Source organism: Phyllobacterium chamaecytisi, assembly GCF_020164455.1.
Lineage (GTDB): Bacteria > Pseudomonadota > Alphaproteobacteria > Rhizobiales > Rhizobiaceae > Phyllobacterium > Phyllobacterium chamaecytisi.
This window is the reverse complement of record NZ_JAIQWW010000005.1, coordinates 257,947-273,672: the sequence shown is the minus strand read 5'-3', so window position 1 is coordinate 273,672 and position 15,726 is coordinate 257,947. Positions and strand designations below refer to the sequence as shown.

Here is a 15,726-nt window from a genome sequence, read left to right as displayed (position 1 = left end):
GGGAGGGGTCTCTGAACCTACCTTCCGCCCTGCGATTCAATACAAAAGCCCCTCCCCGCTGCTACGCAGCTTCCCTCCCCACAAGGGGGAGGGTGGGAGCCAGGCTACTTATCCCCGCAGCACGCCACCGGTCTGTTTGCCGACACTTTCAACGATGCGTTTTGTGAGCGCTTCCAGGTCTTCGTCATTCAGAGTGCGCTCCACGGGCTGGATGGCCACCTCTATCGCAACTGACTTCTTGTCAGCACCAAGCGATGCGCCTTCGAACAGGTCGAAGACCTGAACGCCGGTGATCAGCTTCTTGTCGCCGGCAAGCGCTGCCCGGACAATGGCACCTGCTTCCACCGACCTGTCGACCACAAACGCAAAGTCACGCCGGACAGTCTGGAAATCCGAAAGATCGAGTGCCGGCTTGGTGCGCGTCGCCTTCTGCTTCGGTTCTGGAATGGCGTCGATGAAAACTTCAAAGCCGCAAGGGCTTCCAGAGACATCAAGCGTTTCCAGCGTTTTTGGATGGAACTCGCCGAAGGTTCCGAGGAATACCTTTGGCCCGAGCTTGATCGTGCCGGAACGCCCGGGATGATACCAGGCGGGACCGCCGGTTTCGATCTGCAACTTATCAATCGGAGCGCCGCACGCTTCGAGCACCGCAAGTGCGTCGGCCTTTGCGTCGAAGACGCCAACTGGCCCAATATTACCCGACCAGTGACGGCCAAAGCCTTCGAGCTTCGCGGTACCCCGGCGAACACCGGCAGCAACGCGGCGCTGTGCGTCCGGCGTATTGCCTTCATAGATACCGGAGACTTCGAACAGCGCGAGGTCGTTGAAGCCGCGATCGGCATTGCGCTGAACGGCGGCAAGCAGGCCCGGCAACAGCGATGGGCGCATGTCGGACATGTCGGCCGCGATCGGATTAGCAAGCTTCAGTTCGCTCTGACCGCCGCCGAATGCTTTCGCTGACGCTTCGGAAATGAACGACCAGGTAACCGCTTCCATCATGCCACGCGAAGCAAGTGCCCGGCGGGCATTGCGCGTGCGGATCTGCAACGTGGTCAAGATCTTGCCGTTGACCGCCGCATGGCTAACCAAGGGCTGCGGATCGATCTGGTCGACGCCATGAATACGCATGACCTCTTCGACGAGGTCGGCCTTGCCGTCTATATCCGGACGCCATGACGGGATCACCACGTCAACAAGCTCGCCGCCCCCTTGCGGCTTGAAGCCGAGGCGCGACAGGATATCGAGGCTCGTTTCAGCCGGGACGGCGATACCGGTAAGACGCTTGACCTCCGATGCGGGGAACCGGACTGTCTTCGGCGTATGGCCCTTGTAGCCGATAACCTGTGTCTCCGATGGCGTGCCGCCGCAGAAATCGAGAACCAGCTGTGTGGCAAGCTCAAGACCGGGGATCATGAACTCAGGATCGACGCCGCGCTCGAAACGGTAGCGCGCATCGGTAATAATACCAAGCGTCCGGCCTGTACGGGCAATATTCATCGCGTCCCAAAGCGCGGACTCGATCACGACATTGGTGGTGTTCTCATCACAGCCGGAATGTTCGCCGCCCATGATGCCGCCAATCGATTCGACCCCATCAGCATCGGCGATGACTACATTGTCTGGACCGAACGTATATTCCTTGCCGTTGAGGCCGAGAATCTGTTCGCCTTCCTGGCCGCGGCGCACGGTGAGATTGCCACTGACCTTGTCAGCGTCGAAAACGTGCAGCGGACGGCCACGGTCGAAGGTCAGATAGTTGGTTATATCGACGAGCGCATTGATCGGGCGCAAGCCTATGGCGATCAACCGCTGCTGTAGCCATTGCGGGCTGTGGCCGTTCTTGACGCCCTTGACGGTACGCCAAGCGAAACCGGGGCAAAGATGGGTATCTTCGCCAAGATCAAGATGAACGTCCACCAGCGCGGGCCCTGTGCCTTTGACAGGCACGATCGGCCGCTGCTTGAGCTTGCCGATACCGGCTGCAGCCAAGTCGCGGGCAATACCGTAGACACTCGTGCAGTCCGGGCGGTTCGGCGTCAAATTGATCTCGATGACCGGGTCATCCAGACCGGCATAAGCAGCGAAGCTGGTGCCGACCGGCGCATCTTCGGGCAGGTCGATGATGCCATTATGTTCATCCGACATCTGCAATTCGCGCTCGGAGCACATCATGCCATGGCTTTCGACACCGCGAATCTTGCCGACCGACAGGGTAAGATCGATGCCGGGGACATAGGTGCCAGGAGCCGCGAATGCGCCGATCAGGCCCGCACGGGCGTTCGGCGCACCGCACACCACCTGCAGCGGCTTACCGTCGCCCGTATCGACAGTCAGGACCTGCAGCTTGTCGGCATCGGGGTGGCGGGAAGCTGTCAGCACCTTGGCTATGACAAAAGGCCTTAGCGCCGACTTGTCATCGAGATGCTCGACTTCCAGACCGATTCTTGTCAGGGAATCGACGATCTCTTCGAGTGAAGCCTCGGTCTCGAGATGGTCTTTAAGCCAGGAGAGTGTGAATTTCATGATTTCACTCGTTTCTCGTATTTAGCGTTTGAGGATTTCGACCAGGCGAAACCGCTCACATAAAAGGTCCATGTCCGGCGCAAATCCGCCGTTGCGACGAAAATAGGTTTCGTGGTCGCGCCGCCACTGTTCGAGCGTGGCCTCACCCTCGCCCTCGTCGCGGGCGAAAGCATCATCGACTTCGTCGAACCGGCGATATGTGACCTCGACCGTCTCGATAACGGCCGCCGGCCTGCCCGCACCATCGAGCACCACGTCTCGCCTGCCGACCACTGGCTTGTCTGCATTGTCTTCGGCATAATCGCGGAGAGCAGCACAGGTCGCCGTTTTCTTGCCGGCGAGCACGAGCGCCAGCAATTCATCGGCAAGCGTCGGCGAATCGCCAAACGCGAACGTAACCGCGTCCCGGTATTTGTCGGGCACTTCGATCACGCGCTCAGGCCTCCGAACAGCGTCGGCATATCGAGCGGGCGGAAGCCGTAATGCTGCAGCCAGCGCACATCGGCATCGAAGAAGGCGCGCAGGTCCGGCATGCCATATTTCAGCATTGCGATACGATCGATGCCCATGCCCCAGGCAAACCCCTGATACTCATCCGGATCGAGCCCGCCGGCACGCAAGACATTCGGATGCACCATGCCGCAGCCGAGAATTTCCATCCAGTCGGTGCCTTCACCGAATTTCACTTCCTTGCCTGAGCGGTCGCACTGGATATCGACCTCCAGCGATGGCTCGGTGAAGGGAAAATAGGACGGGCGGAAGCGCATCTTCAGCGACGGCACTTCGAAGAACGCCTTGCAGAATTCTTCGAGCACCCATTTCATGTTGGCGACATTGGCCGACTTGTCGATAACCAGCCCTTCAACCTGATGGAACATGGGCGAATGGGTGGCGTCGCTATCCATGCGGTAGGTCTTGCCGGGAATAACGATGCGGATCGGCGGCTTCTGATTTTCCATCGTACGAATCTGCACCGGGCTCGTATGGGTACGCAGCACCCGTCGCTCGCCGGTCTCGTCGGGATTGAAGAAAAAAGTGTCGTGCATCTCGCGAGCCGGGTGACCCTCGGGAAAATTGAGCGCGGTGAAGTTGTAGTAGTCGGTCTCGATATCCGGACCTTCGGCAATGGAAAAACCCATATCGGCGAAGATCGCGGTGATTTCATCGATGACCTGGCTGATCGGGTGGATACGTCCCCGTTCTGCCGGCGCGGCGCGCACAGGGAGCGTGGCATCCACCTTTTCCTTTTCAAGACGCAAGGCGATCGCGGCATCCTTGAGGGCATTTCTGCGCGCGGTAAGTGCTTCAGCAATGCGGTTCTTCAAGCCATTGATGGCAGGTCCCTGGAGCTGCCGCTCTTCTGGCGACATGGAACCGAGTGACTTCAGCTTTTCCGAGATCGAGCCCTTTTTGCCGAGAGCTGCGATGCGGACGGCCTCGATGGCCGCTTCGTCATTGGCTGACTCAATCCGCGCGGCAAGCACGCTTTCCAGTTGTACCAAGTCGTCCATCGTTCTTCACCTGTTGGTTTCTTGAGATTCCTGTCATTTCTCTCGAAAAATGACCACCTTTTGCTCGTCGATGCAGAAATCGAAAAAACCCGCGCCAGCCGAGCCAGCGCGGGTTTCCCAAATCTATATTTCCGGAATGCTTTGGGAGCGGCTGACTAAGCGTGAACAGCGCCTTCAAAAGCGTTCGGAGTTGTATTCTTGAGATATTCAAGCGCCTTCTTGGCAGAAGCCACGAGCGAGCCGAATGCCTCCGGCTCGTGGATCGCGAGATCCGACAGAACCTTGCGGTCAACCTCGATGCCCGACTTCGACAGACCGTCGATGAAACGGCTGTATGTCAGGCCATGTTCGCGGACAGCGGCGTTGATGCGCTGGGTCCAGAGCGCACGGAAAGTACGCTTCTTGTTCTTGCGGTCGCGATAAGCGTACTGCTTCGAACGATCGACAGCGGCCTTGGCGGTCTTGATGGTATTCTTGCGGCGGCCACGGAAACCCTCGGCCTGCTTCAGAACTTTTTTATGCTTGGCGTGGGACGTAACGCCCCGTTTTACACGTGCCATGATATGATCTCCTTACTGAGATGGATAACGTTTGCCCGATCAGAGACCGTTAGGCAGGAACTTCTTCACGATTTTCGCATCTGGCTCGGAAAGAACCATCGTGCCGCGTGCGTCACGAATGAATTTGTTCGAACGTTTGATCATGCCATGGCGTTTGCCAGCGGCGGCGGCTTTGATTTTGCCAGTTCCGGTGATTTTGAACCGTTTCTTGGCAGCAGATTTGGTCTTCATCTTGGGCATTTTGCTACTCCTGATTTTCTTGAGGCCCATGCCATTTCTGCGAAATGACTGCCTCTTGTTTTTGACCTCAGGCCGACCAAAGCCTGAAAGCATACAAAACCGCCACGGCATGCCCTGCCGGGCGGTTTGAACGCGTGCTTATTACCAGAAGTCAGAAAAAGCGCAACAGTTGAATCGCGTGAGCCGGCGAAAAGCGCAGCGCGTCAACTAGTAGAGGTGCAGCAGAACCGGCAAAATGTGTTCGCCTTGCAGATATTCCACGAACTCAAGCAATGGATAGGAGACGAAGAACACAAGTCCGTCGGTGAACGTCCTATAGAGCGTGGACGACTTGACGGTCAGCACTTCTGTTTCTTTGTAAAGGGAGAATTTGGGGAAGAAGCGCGGTACTTCCCGCTTATAACTGGTGTAGGTCTCACCGAACACCTTTTCGAGATAACCCTCCTCGGCTGTGATGACGAACTGGAAGGCAATGTAGCAAATAACGCCGAGTGCCACTGCCACGGTCAGGCTACCGGTCATCATGCCTATACCGAAAGCGCCGATCGTGCTGAAGACATAAAGCGGATTGCGGCTCATCGAATAGGGCCCGAGACGGACGATCTCCGAGCTTTTGCGTCCGCCGATGTAGAGCGTGCACCACATGCGTCCAAGGATCGTCATGACAATCACGCCGATACCGAAATCTTCGATATACTCATGCACGCGGTCATTGCTCCATGCGGAGCGAATAGTAAGAAGAGCAACCAGGATCAAACCAATGACGATTGCAACGGCAATGCGTCTGCGATGTTGAAACCGGGACATGTCTTTGAGAGAATTCAGTTCCGCCATGATAGCCTTCCAATTTCGATCAGCATAGAAAAGCCGCCCGAAGGCGGCTTTTCTATGGGCGTTGGTTGGCTTCAGCGCGGCGCCAGAACCATCATCATCTGGCGGCCTTCGAGCTTTGGCTCGGCCTCGACCTTGGAAATCTCTACCGTATCTTCCTTGACGCGGTCCAGCAGGCGCATGCCGAGTTCCTGGTGAGCCATTTCACGGCCACGGAACCGCAATGTCACCTTGACCTTGTCGCCCTCTTCGAAGAAACGCTTGATCGCCTTCATCTTCACATCATAATCATGCGTGTCGATATTCGGGCGCATCTTGATCTCTTTGATTTCGACGGTCTTCTGCTTCTTGCGCGCTTCAGCAGCTTTCTTCTGGCCCTGGTATTTCAGCTTCCCGAGATCGACGATCTTGCAGACCGGCGGCTCGGCATTGGGCACGATCTCGACGAGATCGAGTCCAGCCTCATCGGCCATCGCCAGTGCTGCTTGAATAGTGACTATGCCGTGGTTTTCACCTTCGGCATCAATGAGCTGTACCTGAGGTACGCGGATATCGCGGTTGGAACGAGGTCCATCTTTCTGGACCACCTGGGCTCTAAAGGGTCGACGAATGGCAGTAATCTCCTTGAATTATTTCGGACCCGCAAATAGCACCGTCAGGCCGGAGCCGCAATGCTTCTGTGCGCAGGCGCATGCCAATATCACTATTTTTGGGAAAAATCACACCAATCAAACATAGGTTTATTTCAGATTTATGCAATGTTGCGGGCTTCAACGACGAACTTTGCCGTGGCAAAAGGGCCGATCACGACACGGAGTTACCTTTATGAATGCACCCCTGCCCCAGTTCCTGACCGTCAACGGCCTCGATATTGCACTGCGCCGCCGCGAAGGCAGCACGCCCGGCATTGTGTGGCTGGGGGGCTATTACTCGGACATGCTGGGCAGCAAAGCCCAATGGCTGGATCAGTGGGCATCGGAACGCGGCGTGGCCTTCCTTCGGCACGACTATTCCGGTCATGGCGAATCTGGCGGCGAATTCCGCGATGGCACGATCTCGTTATGGCTGGAGCAAAGCCTTGCGGTATTTCGCGCGTTTTCCTCCGGCCCGCAAATCCTCGTCGGTTCGTCCATGGGTGGATGGATCGCCTTGCGCATGATCGAGGAATTGCAAAGGACCGGCGAAGGCGGGCGTGTTGCAGGAGTGGTGCTCATCGCGCCGGCGCCGGATTTCACCTCGGAACTCGTCGAGCCGCAATTGACAAATGATCAGCGCCGGCAGATCGCCGAACGCGGTTATATGGAAGAACCGTCCGATTATTCGTCCGTGCCTTATATCTATACCAAGGCTTTGCTGGAAGACGGCAAAACCAACCAGGTTTTGAAGGGTGTCATCCAGACCGATTGTCCTGTCCACATCCTTCAAGGTATGGAGGACAAGGACGTGCCCTATACCCATGCGCTGAAATTGATGGATCACCTGCCTGTCGACGATGTGACGATTACACTGGTGCGCGATGGCGACCATCGCCTGTCTCGTCCGCAAGACCTTGATCTTCTGACACGAACCGTGTCTTCAATGGTGGATAGAGTCAAACTCCTTCATCCGTTCCAATAGGTTCCCAGGCTCCCCATGCGCTTTTCCGTGATCGCTTCTGCTGTCGTCGCTGCTGTCGTCGGCTTTGGCGGAACGCTTGCACTTATCATCGCGGCAGCGCAGGCACTCGGAGCCACACAGGCCGAAACTGCGAGTTGGGTGACGGCATGCTGTCTCGCGATGTTCCTCGCGACAGGCTATCTGAGCTGGCGTTACAAGATGCCGATCATTGCCGCTTGGTCAACACCTGGATTAGCTCTCATCGGCGGCTCGATAGGCTTTACCATGCCGCAGGCGGTAGGGGCGTTCATCGTCACCGCGATAGCGATCATTCTCACCGGGTTGATCAAACCGGTTTCTGCCTTTGTCTCCAGGATCCCGGCATCGATAGCGTCGGGCATGCTGGCCGGTGTGCTGTTTGCATTCCTGATCGGCGCTGCACGAACCATACCCATAGACCCGGTTTTTGTACTGCCTCTTATTACGCTCTTCTTCATCATCCGCTTGTTCAACCCGGCCATGGCGGTGCTGGCCGTTCTTTTCGGCGGCGTGATTTATGCTTTTGTCAGCGGCCGCGTTGCCAGCGTCCCTGGTGTCGAGCTTTCGACGCTGACACTCATCATGCCGGTCTTCGACATGCGCGCGATGATCGGCCTGGCGCTGCCGCTTTATCTGGTCACCATGGCATCGCAGAACCTGCCGGGCTTTGCCGTCCTTCGTGCAGCGGGTTATGAGCCGCCAACGGCGGCGGCACTGCAGGTCACCGGTCTGGTCTCTCTTGTCACGGCGCCCTTTGGTGCGCACACAAGCAACATGGCGGCAATTTCTGCTGCTATCTGCACTGGCCCGGATGCGCATCCCGACCCGGAAAAGCGCTGGCTGACCGGCCCGTTCTATGCACTGTCCTATCTGATCTTTGCGATTTTTGGGGCGTCGCTGGTTGCCCTGTTTGCTGTCTTGCCCGCGCCGCTCATCGCCCTCGTCGCAGGTCTCGCGCTCATCGGGGCGTTTACCAATGCCCTGTCGCTGGCGCTCAAAGTCGAACATGAGCGGCTGGCGGCGATCGTTACCTTTGCTGTCACGGCCTCAGGAATTACCATTGCGGGAATTGGCGCCGCCTTCTGGGCCCTCGTGGCCGGACTTCTCGTCATAGCCGTCGACTACGCAAAGAAACGTTTCGTATTTCAATGATTTGGGGCATTTGAAATCACAGTTTCTTGAAAAGCCGCAAAGTCTTTCCCATGTCGATGTCAATCGGCCAATAGGGGCCGGGCTTTCTTGATAGGGAAGGGCTTTAGATGAACACTTCTGCTTTAATCCGTCCAGGCTGGTCTCCGGCGACCATCGCTCTGATGATTATCGGGTTCACGTTGTTCTGGCCTCTCGGTTTGGCCATGCTTGCCTACATTGTCTGGGGCAACCGTTTCGGCGGTTTCAAGCACGAAATGAACAATGCGGCCGATAATGTTTGCGGTGCGTTCCGCCGCAGCCGCCATTCTCAGCATTTCGGCAGAGGCCCATTCGGCACTGGCAATATTGCCTTTGACGAGTGGCGCGAGAAGGAACTGCAGCGGCTCGACGAAGAGCGTCGCAAGCTCGAAGAGATGCGAACCGAATTCGAAGACTATGCCCGCGAACTCCGGCGCGCCAAGGACCGGGAAGAGTTCGATCGCTTCATGGCCGAGCGGAACGCTGCGCCAAAGAAACCTTCTGGTTCCGTTCCAGGTGTGAATGACGCCGACCAGGAATAGCGACTAAGGTCGGTTCCTGGAAATTCGATTGGCGGCGCCTTGTGGCGCCGCCTCTGTTTTGTCTCACCGGTTTTGCTCGAATCAATTAAAGTAGCTCTATGATCCTGTCCTTGTTCCGCAGCCCGCCGAAAAAATCCGCGACGCTTAAAGCCGAGCGGAGTTATGAGGTCGCGGGCCGTGTCCTGCCGCTGCTGGTAATGGAAAATCCGCGGGCGACGCGGTTGACACTGCGCATCGACGCAGGGGGCAAGGGTCTACGCATGACCGTGCCGCCGGGCATACCTGCGCGGGAAGTCGAAAAATTTCTCGTCCGTCACGAAGGCTGGATCGAGACACGCATTGCGAAGATGCCCGATCAACCGAACGTACGCCCGGGCGTTAAGATACCCGTGCGTGGCGTGCCACATCTCATCGTGCACGAACCAGCAAAGCGTGGAACTGTGCGGCAGGAAAACGGAGCCGAAGGGCCGAGGCTGATCGTCTATGGCGATCGCCCGCATCTCGCCAGGCGCGTTGGCGACTTCTTGAAACGTGAGGCGCGACGCGACCTGGAAATGCTCGTCGCCCGTCACACAACCACCGTTGGGCGGCGCGCAAAGGCTGTCCGCCTGAAAGATACAAAAAGCCGCTGGGGCTCATGCACATCGGACGGTACGTTATCGTTTTCCTGGCGCATCATGATGGCGCCGCCGCCGGTTATCGACTATCTCGTCGCCCATGAAGTGGCCCATTTGAAAGAGATGAACCACGGTCCGAAATTCTGGAAATTGTGCGGCGAGCTTTGCCCTGACACAGAGCGCTGCAAAGCCTGGCTGAAACGCAATGGCAGCGCCTTGCAGGCTATCGATTTCAACTGATGGAACGCGCTTTTTCACCTGCGGTTTTGCAGGCGGCAAGAACGCTGTGGAATTTTCATCTCATCTATGACGAACTGTCTGAGGTCGATGTGATCATTGGTCTCGGCAGCTACGACTTGCGCGTCGCCGATCGTTGCGCCGAGCTGTTTCACCAGCGCCTGGCCAAAAAAATTCTCTTTACCGGCAAATCCGGCAATTGGACGAACAATCTATTCGATGGCAGTGAAGCTGAAGCGTTTGCCGTGCGTGCCAGAGAACGGGTTGTTCCTGCGGACGCGATCCTGATCGAACCGCAAGCCACCAATATCGGGGAGAACATCCGGTTTTCACGTGCAATGGCGAAGGGCCAGGTGGCTCGCATCATCATTGTCACCAAGCCTCAGACCCAGCGCCGCGCCTATGCGACGGTCCGAGCACAATGGCCCGAAGTATCGGCACTTGTCACTGCACCAATGACGCCCTTCGAAGAACAACCGATCGAAGCCTATCCGTTTGAAATGTTCGTCCACGAAATGGTCGGCGACGTGCAGCGAATACGCGACTATCCGTCCAAAGGCTTCCAGATAGCGCAATCCATCCCTGCATCTGTCGCGGATGCGTTCGATTTCCTTGTTAAAGAAGGCTATCACCACCATCTTTAACCATTGATCAATGCGCAAAATCCTCGACTTTGACGCATTTTCATGCGAGTGGCGGCTTATGGGCCTTGATATCAAGATATGCGGGTTGAAAACCGCCGAAGCAGTGGCTGCGGCGCTGGACGGCGGCGCGTCTCATATCGGCTTCATTTTCTTTCCGAAAAGCCCCCGCTATGTCGATCCCCGCGAGGCTGGCCGTCTGCGTCAGGCTGCCAAGGGGCGCGCGATAGCAGTCGCTGTGACTGTCGATCCGGATGACGTCACGCTCGACGCTATTGTTGCTGCGATGCAGCCGGACATGCTCCAATTGCACGGCAATGAGAACGTCAACCGGGTTGCGGAAATCAGGGCCCGTTATGGCTTGCCGGTCATGAAGGCACTTGCCTTGCGCGAACGCGGCGATCTTGAACAGATCAAGCCGTATATCGGCGTGGCCGACCGCTTCCTTTTTGACGCTAAACCACCAAAGGGATCGGAGCTTCCTGGCGGAAACGGTGTTTCTTTTGACTGGCAGGTGCTGAGTGAGCTTGACGCCTCTACCGATTACATGCTTTCCGGTGGTCTCAACGCGAGTAATATCGCCGAGGCGCTACGGGCAACGAATGCACAAGGCATCGACATTTCTTCCGGCGTCGAGTCTGCACCGGGCGTGAAGGATGTTGGCCTGATCAAGGATTTTTTCCGGGCTGTGCGCGCTGCCAAAAGCGCTGATGCGGCCTGAAAATAAGAGGCGGTCGTTTCAACAAAGCGACAGGGCCTCAAGAACGGAGTGATGCAGTGAACACGGTGGTTGAACCCAATTCATTCAAGACAGGCCCTGACGAGGAGGGCATGTTCGGCATTTTCGGCGGACGTTTTGTTGCCGAGACACTGATGCCGCTGATCCTTGAACTGCAGCAGGCCTATGAAGACGCGAAGAACGATCCCTCGTTCAAAGCAGAGCTTCAGGCCTTGTCGACGCATTACGCCGGACGGCCATCCAAGCTCTATTACGCCGAAGGCCTGACACAACATGTGCGCCAGCTGGCCAAGGATCAGGGCCTCGACGGTGGCGCCAAGATCTATTTCAAGCGCGAAGATCTTAATCATACCGGCAGCCACAAGATCAACAATTGCCTTGGCCAGATCCTGCTGGCAAAGCGTATGGGCAAGACCCGCATCATCGCGGAGACGGGCGCCGGCCAGCATGGTGTAGCCTCCGCCACCGTTTCGGCGCGTTTCGGCCTGCCATGCGTGGTCTATATGGGCGCAACCGACGTCGAGCGGCAGAAGCCCAATGTGTTTCGCATGAAATTGCTCGGCGCCGAGGTCAAGCCCGTATCGTCTGGCCATGGCACGCTGAAGGACGCGATGAACGAGGCCCTGCGCGACTGGGTCTCGAATGTCGAGGATACTTACTACCTGATCGGTACCGCCGCTGGCCCGCATCCCTATCCGGAGATGGTGAGGGATTTCCAGTCGGTGATCGGTACGGAAGCCCGCGAACAGATACTCGAACGCGAGGGGCGCCTGCCGGACACCATCATTGCTGCCGTTGGTGGCGGGTCCAACGCAATCGGTCTGTTCCATCCCTTCCTTGACGACAAGAGTGTCGAGATCATCGGCATCGAAGCTGGCGGCCGCGGGCTCGATGGCGAAGAGCATTGTGCCTCGATGAGCGCGGGGCGTCCCGGCGTCTTGCATGGCAACCGCACCTATCTCTTGCAGAACAAGGACGGCCAGATTCTCGATGGTCACTCTGTTTCGGCCGGTCTCGATTACCCGGGCGTCGGTCCGGAGCATTCATGGTTGCGCGATACGGGCCGCGTTTCCTATGTACCGATACTCGACGATGAAGCTCTCGAAGCTTTCACCCTGACAACCCGCACCGAAGGCATAATTCCTGCACTGGAATCCGCCCATGCTATTGCCCATGCGGTGAAAATCGCGCCGAAAATGGCACAGGACAAGATCATGATCGTCAATCTTTCCGGGCGCGGCGACAAGGATGTGCACACGGTCGGGCAGCTTCTAGGGATGGACATCTGATCATGACGACGCGTATCGACAGAAAATTCGCAGCGCTCAAAGCTGAAGGGCGTCCGGCACTCGTGACTTATTTCATGGGCGGCGATCCCGACTTCGACACGTCGTTGAAGATCATGAAGGGGCTGCCCGGCGCAGGTTCCGACATCATTGAACTCGGTGTGCCATTCTCCGACCCCATGGCGGATGGACCTGCCATTCAGGCCGCCGGATTGCGTGCCCTGAAAAAGGGCATGTCGCTGACGAAGACGCTCGATCTCGCCGCGCGCTTTCGGCAGGCCGACGATACGACCCCGATCGTGATGATGGGATATTACAACCCGATCTACATCTACGGCGTCGACCGCTTCCTTGTGGATGCCGTTGCCTCTGGTATCGACGGCCTGATCATCGTCGACCTGCCGCCGGAAATGGACGAAGAGCTCTGCATTCCCGCCATCAAGGCCGGGATCAATTTCATTCGCCTGGCAACACCGACGACTGACGACAAGCGTTTACCGAAGGTCCTGCAGAACACATCGGGCTTTGTGTACTATGTATCGATGAACGGCATTACCGGATCGGCATTGCCTGATACGAGCCGGGTTGCGGCCGCTGTCGAGCGGATCAAGAAGCATACGGACTTGCCGGTCGTCGTCGGCTTCGGCGTCAAGACCGCTGAGCAGGCCAAGGTAATCGGCTCCGCCGCAGACGGCGTTGTCGTCGGCACGGCGATCGTCAATGCTGTTGCCAACACGATCAATCCCGACGGTTCCTTGGTGGCCGATCCCGCCGAAGCCGTTGCCACGATGGTCAAAGGCCTTTCCAGCGGTGTGCGGGCGTCAAGTCTTGCGGCGGCCGAGTAAAGCTCCTAAATCAACCGTTTGCTAGAAGAACAGGACCGATCATGAACTGGATCACGAATTACGTCCGGCCCAAGATCAATTCGATGCTTGGTCGCCGTGAAATGCCCGAGAATCTCTGGATCAAGGATCCAGAATCCGGCGAAATGGTTTTCCATACGGATCTGGAAAAGAACCAGTGGGTCGTACCAACTTCCGGCCATCATATGCGTATCCCTGCAAAGGACCGGTTGAAGTTCTTTTTCGATGACGGCGTCTTTGAAGTGCTGGAACAACCGAAAGTTGCGACAGACCCGTTGAAATTCCGCGATGAAAAGCGTTACGTCGATCGGCTGAAGGAACATCGCACCAAAACCGGCCAGGATGATGCGATCATCAACGCACTTGGCACGATCGAGGGACTGCCGATCGTCGTGACCATCCATGACTTCAGTTTCATGGGCGGTTCGCTCGGCATGGCGGCGGGTGAGGCAATCATCAAAGGTTTCGAAACCGCGATCGCCCAAAAGAAACCGCTGGTGCTTTTCGCTGCGTCCGGCGGTGCTCGCATGCAGGAGGGAATTCTTTCCCTGATGCAATTGCCGCGCACGACAGTCGGCGTCGAAATGCTGAAGGAAGCTGGTCTGCCTTATATCGTTGTCCTCACGAACCCGACGACAGGCGGCGTCTCCGCCTCTTACGCAATGCTTGGTGATATCCACATCGCCGAACCCGGCGCGTTGATCGGCTTTGCCGGGCAGCGTGTTATTGAACAGACCATCCGCGAAAAATTGCCCGAAGGGTTCCAACGCGCCGAATATCTGAAGACGCATGGGATGGTGGATATGGTCGTGCCGCGGCCGGAACTGAAAGCAACGATTGCCCGGCTACTGAAAATGCTGATGGGTGAAGCGGCCACGGAAATTGCTGAGGAACACCCCAACGAACAGGCCGTGGTACCGGTACCTGTCGAAACCGAAGCTTGATGCCGACCTGCTTTTTGAATTGGCTGTGCAATGCCATCGCGTGCTGAACAAGAGATCGACCGGCTCCTCGGGCTCCACCCCAAGGGCTTCGATCTGTCTCTCGGCCGTATAACGCGCCTATTGGACACGCTGGGCAATCCGCAGCTGCGGATACCGCCGGTAATCCACGTCGCAGGCACCAACGGCAAGGGTTCTGCCGTCGCCTTCTCGCGGGCGCTGCTTGAAGCCGCAGGCTACACGGTACACGTCCACACCTCGCCGCATCTTGTACGCTGGCATGAGCGCTACCGGATTGGCGCGCCAGGCGGCGGCAAGATCGTCGACGACGATGTGCTGGCGGATGCGGTCAAGCGGGTTGCCGACGCCAATGCCGGACAGGCAATCACCGTCTTCGAGATCCTTACCGCCGTCACTTTCGTTTTGTTTTCGGAGCACCCGGCGGATGCTGTCATCCTCGAAGTTGGGCTTGGCGGGCGGTTCGATGCGACCAATGTCATTCCCGAGCCGGCCGTCAGTGTCATCATGCCCATTTCGCTCGATCACCAGCCCTATCTCGGTGATCGTGTGGAGCTGATTGCCGCGGAAAAGGCTGGCATCATCAAGCCGCGTTGCCCTGTTGTCATCGGCGCCCAGGAGGAGGAAGCCGTCCGCATGGTGCTGATCGAGACCGCCGAACGCCGCGATTGCCCATTTACGGTGTATGGCCAGGATTTCCTCAGCTTCGAAGAACGTGGGCGCATGGTCTATCAGGACAACAAGGGATTGATGGATCTGCCGTTGCCAGCGCTGCTGGGGCGTCATCAGCTGGCAAACGCCGCCGCGGCGATCCAGGCGGTCAGAACTGCCGGTTTCAAGGTGCCGGAGCAGGCCGTCGAACGGGCGATGGCAAACGTCGAGTGGCCCGCCCGGATGCAGCGGCTCATCAAGGGCAAGCTGGTGGAGATGGCGGTCCCGGGCTCGGAAATCTGGCTTGATGGCGGACACAACCCCGGAGCGGGGCTGGTGATCGCCGAGGCTATTGCCACATTGGAAGATCGCAACCAACGGCCGCTGTTTCTTATCACCGGCATGATCAATACCAAGGATCCTGTTGGCTATTTCCAGGCTTTTACCGGCATGGCGCGGCACGTCTATACGGTGCCGATACGTTCCAGCGGCGCCGGGATTCCACATGACGAGCTCGCGCTTGCTGCCAATGAAGCCGGGCTTTCGGCTGAACCTGTGCATTCAGTCGAAAATGCTCTGAAGATTCTGGCGCATAGCTGGGATACATCCGAGCCGGCACCGCGAATTCTTATCGGTGGATCGCTGTATCTGGCTGGCGACGTTCTTTCGGACAATGGCACGCCGCCTTTATAGGCAACAAAAAGCCCGGCACTAAACCGGG

General features: G+C 57.5%; 17 protein-coding genes. 10 read left to right on the top strand and 7 right to left on the bottom strand.

Annotated features, from left to right (window positions below; all coding sequences use genetic code 11):
- Positions 1-108 precede the first annotated feature (108 nt).
- The 7 genes from pheT to infC all read right to left on the bottom strand — a co-directional run bounded on the left by pheT (position 109) and on the right by infC (position 6,276).
- A complete protein-coding gene (gene pheT, locus LB462_RS10460) occupies positions 109-2,523 on the bottom strand; it encodes a phenylalanine--tRNA ligase subunit beta (RefSeq protein WP_224507588.1) in 2,415 nt (804 codons plus the stop codon).
- 21 nt (positions 2,524-2,544) lie between these two features.
- A complete protein-coding gene (locus LB462_RS10455) occupies positions 2,545-2,955 on the bottom strand; it encodes an ASCH domain-containing protein (RefSeq protein ID WP_224507586.1) in 411 nt (136 codons plus the stop codon).
- Complete coding sequence (pheS, locus tag LB462_RS10450; protein ID WP_224507584.1) at positions 2,952-4,034, bottom strand: phenylalanine--tRNA ligase subunit alpha; 1,083 nt, start codon at positions 4,032-4,034, stop codon at positions 2,952-2,954. Before pheS ends, LB462_RS10455 begins: the two co-directional genes overlap by 4 nt.
- Before the next feature lie 155 nt (positions 4,035-4,189).
- Positions 4,190-4,594, bottom strand: coding sequence for a 50S ribosomal protein L20 (gene rplT / locus LB462_RS10445; RefSeq protein ID WP_224507582.1), 405 nt, complete (start codon positions 4,592-4,594; stop codon positions 4,190-4,192).
- Between the two features lie 39 nt (positions 4,595-4,633).
- Positions 4,634-4,834, bottom strand: a complete 201-nt coding sequence (gene rpmI, locus LB462_RS10440) for a 50S ribosomal protein L35 (protein ID WP_106713409.1) — start codon at positions 4,832-4,834, stop codon at positions 4,634-4,636.
- 207 nt (positions 4,835-5,041) lie between these two features.
- Positions 5,042-5,659 (bottom strand): methyltransferase family protein, encoded by a 618-nt coding sequence (locus LB462_RS10435; RefSeq protein WP_224507727.1) that lies wholly within the window; start codon positions 5,657-5,659, stop codon positions 5,042-5,044.
- A gap of 80 nt (positions 5,660-5,739) precedes the next feature.
- Positions 5,740-6,276 (bottom strand): translation initiation factor IF-3, encoded by a 537-nt coding sequence (gene infC / locus LB462_RS10430; protein ID WP_112524829.1) that lies wholly within the window; start codon positions 6,274-6,276, stop codon positions 5,740-5,742.
- Positions 6,277-6,490: 214 nt separating this feature from the next.
- On the opposite strand from infC, the gene LB462_RS10425 reads away from it, so the two are divergent.
- The 10 genes from LB462_RS10425 (at position 6,491) to LB462_RS10380 (ending at position 15,698) form a co-directional block, all read left to right on the top strand.
- Positions 6,491-7,282, top strand: a complete 792-nt coding sequence (locus tag LB462_RS10425; protein ID WP_224507581.1) for an alpha/beta hydrolase — start codon at positions 6,491-6,493, stop codon at positions 7,280-7,282.
- A gap of 15 nt (positions 7,283-7,297) precedes the next feature.
- The gene (locus LB462_RS10420) at positions 7,298-8,452 is read left to right on the top strand and encodes a benzoate/H(+) symporter BenE family transporter (RefSeq protein ID WP_224507579.1); all 1,155 of its coding nucleotides are present in this window, start codon (positions 7,298-7,300) and stop codon (positions 8,450-8,452) included.
- A gap of 107 nt (positions 8,453-8,559) precedes the next feature.
- Positions 8,560-9,012, top strand: a complete 453-nt coding sequence (locus LB462_RS10415) for a DUF2852 domain-containing protein (protein ID WP_224507577.1) — start codon at positions 8,560-8,562, stop codon at positions 9,010-9,012.
- A gap of 98 nt (positions 9,013-9,110) precedes the next feature.
- Positions 9,111-9,869, top strand: a complete 759-nt coding sequence (locus LB462_RS10410; RefSeq protein WP_224507575.1) for a M48 family metallopeptidase — start codon at positions 9,111-9,113, stop codon at positions 9,867-9,869.
- A complete protein-coding gene (locus LB462_RS10405) occupies positions 9,869-10,510 on the top strand; it encodes a YdcF family protein (protein WP_224507573.1) in 642 nt (213 codons plus the stop codon). The genes LB462_RS10410 and LB462_RS10405 overlap by 1 nt, the downstream gene beginning before the upstream one ends.
- Before the next feature lie 58 nt (positions 10,511-10,568).
- Positions 10,569-11,228, top strand: coding sequence for a phosphoribosylanthranilate isomerase (locus LB462_RS10400; protein WP_224507571.1), 660 nt, complete (start codon positions 10,569-10,571; stop codon positions 11,226-11,228).
- 56 nt (positions 11,229-11,284) lie between these two features.
- Positions 11,285-12,535, top strand: a complete 1,251-nt coding sequence (trpB, locus tag LB462_RS10395; protein WP_224507568.1) for a tryptophan synthase subunit beta — start codon at positions 11,285-11,287, stop codon at positions 12,533-12,535.
- 2 nt (positions 12,536-12,537) lie between these two features.
- A complete protein-coding gene (gene trpA, locus LB462_RS10390; RefSeq protein ID WP_224507567.1) occupies positions 12,538-13,377 on the top strand; it encodes a tryptophan synthase subunit alpha in 840 nt (279 codons plus the stop codon).
- A 41-nt stretch (positions 13,378-13,418) separates the two neighbouring features.
- Positions 13,419-14,339 (top strand): acetyl-CoA carboxylase, carboxyltransferase subunit beta, encoded by a 921-nt coding sequence (gene accD, locus LB462_RS10385; RefSeq protein WP_224507565.1) that lies wholly within the window; start codon positions 13,419-13,421, stop codon positions 14,337-14,339.
- A 30-nt stretch (positions 14,340-14,369) separates the two neighbouring features.
- Positions 14,370-15,698, top strand: coding sequence for a bifunctional folylpolyglutamate synthase/dihydrofolate synthase (locus tag LB462_RS10380; RefSeq protein ID WP_224507563.1), 1,329 nt, complete (start codon positions 14,370-14,372; stop codon positions 15,696-15,698).
- The last annotated feature ends 28 nt before the right edge of the window (positions 15,699-15,726 follow it).

Coding starts and splice junctions, on each gene's coding strand:
- pheT (WP_224507588.1), bottom strand. CDS start 2,523: ATGAAATTCACACTCTCCTGGCTTAAAGACCATCTCGAGACCGAGGCT.
- pheS (WP_224507584.1), bottom strand. CDS start 4,034: ATGGACGACTTGGTACAACTGGAAAGCGTGCTTGCCGCGCGGATTGAG.
- rplT (WP_224507582.1), bottom strand. CDS start 4,594: ATGGCACGTGTAAAACGGGGCGTTACGTCCCACGCCAAGCATAAAAAA.
- rpmI (WP_106713409.1), bottom strand. CDS start 4,834: ATGCCCAAGATGAAGACCAAATCTGCTGCCAAGAAACGGTTCAAAATC.
- LB462_RS10425 (WP_224507581.1), top strand. CDS start 6,491: ATGAATGCACCCCTGCCCCAGTTCCTGACCGTCAACGGCCTCGATATT.
- LB462_RS10420 (WP_224507579.1), top strand. CDS start 7,298: ATGCGCTTTTCCGTGATCGCTTCTGCTGTCGTCGCTGCTGTCGTCGGC.
- LB462_RS10415 (WP_224507577.1), top strand. CDS start 8,560: ATGAACACTTCTGCTTTAATCCGTCCAGGCTGGTCTCCGGCGACCATC.
- LB462_RS10410 (WP_224507575.1), top strand. CDS start 9,111: ATGATCCTGTCCTTGTTCCGCAGCCCGCCGAAAAAATCCGCGACGCTT.
- LB462_RS10405 (WP_224507573.1), top strand. CDS start 9,869: ATGGAACGCGCTTTTTCACCTGCGGTTTTGCAGGCGGCAAGAACGCTG.
- LB462_RS10400 (WP_224507571.1), top strand. CDS start 10,569: ATGGGCCTTGATATCAAGATATGCGGGTTGAAAACCGCCGAAGCAGTG.
- trpA (WP_224507567.1), top strand. CDS start 12,538: ATGACGACGCGTATCGACAGAAAATTCGCAGCGCTCAAAGCTGAAGGG.
- accD (WP_224507565.1), top strand. CDS start 13,419: ATGAACTGGATCACGAATTACGTCCGGCCCAAGATCAATTCGATGCTT.
- LB462_RS10380 (WP_224507563.1), top strand. CDS start 14,370: ATGCCATCGCGTGCTGAACAAGAGATCGACCGGCTCCTCGGGCTCCAC.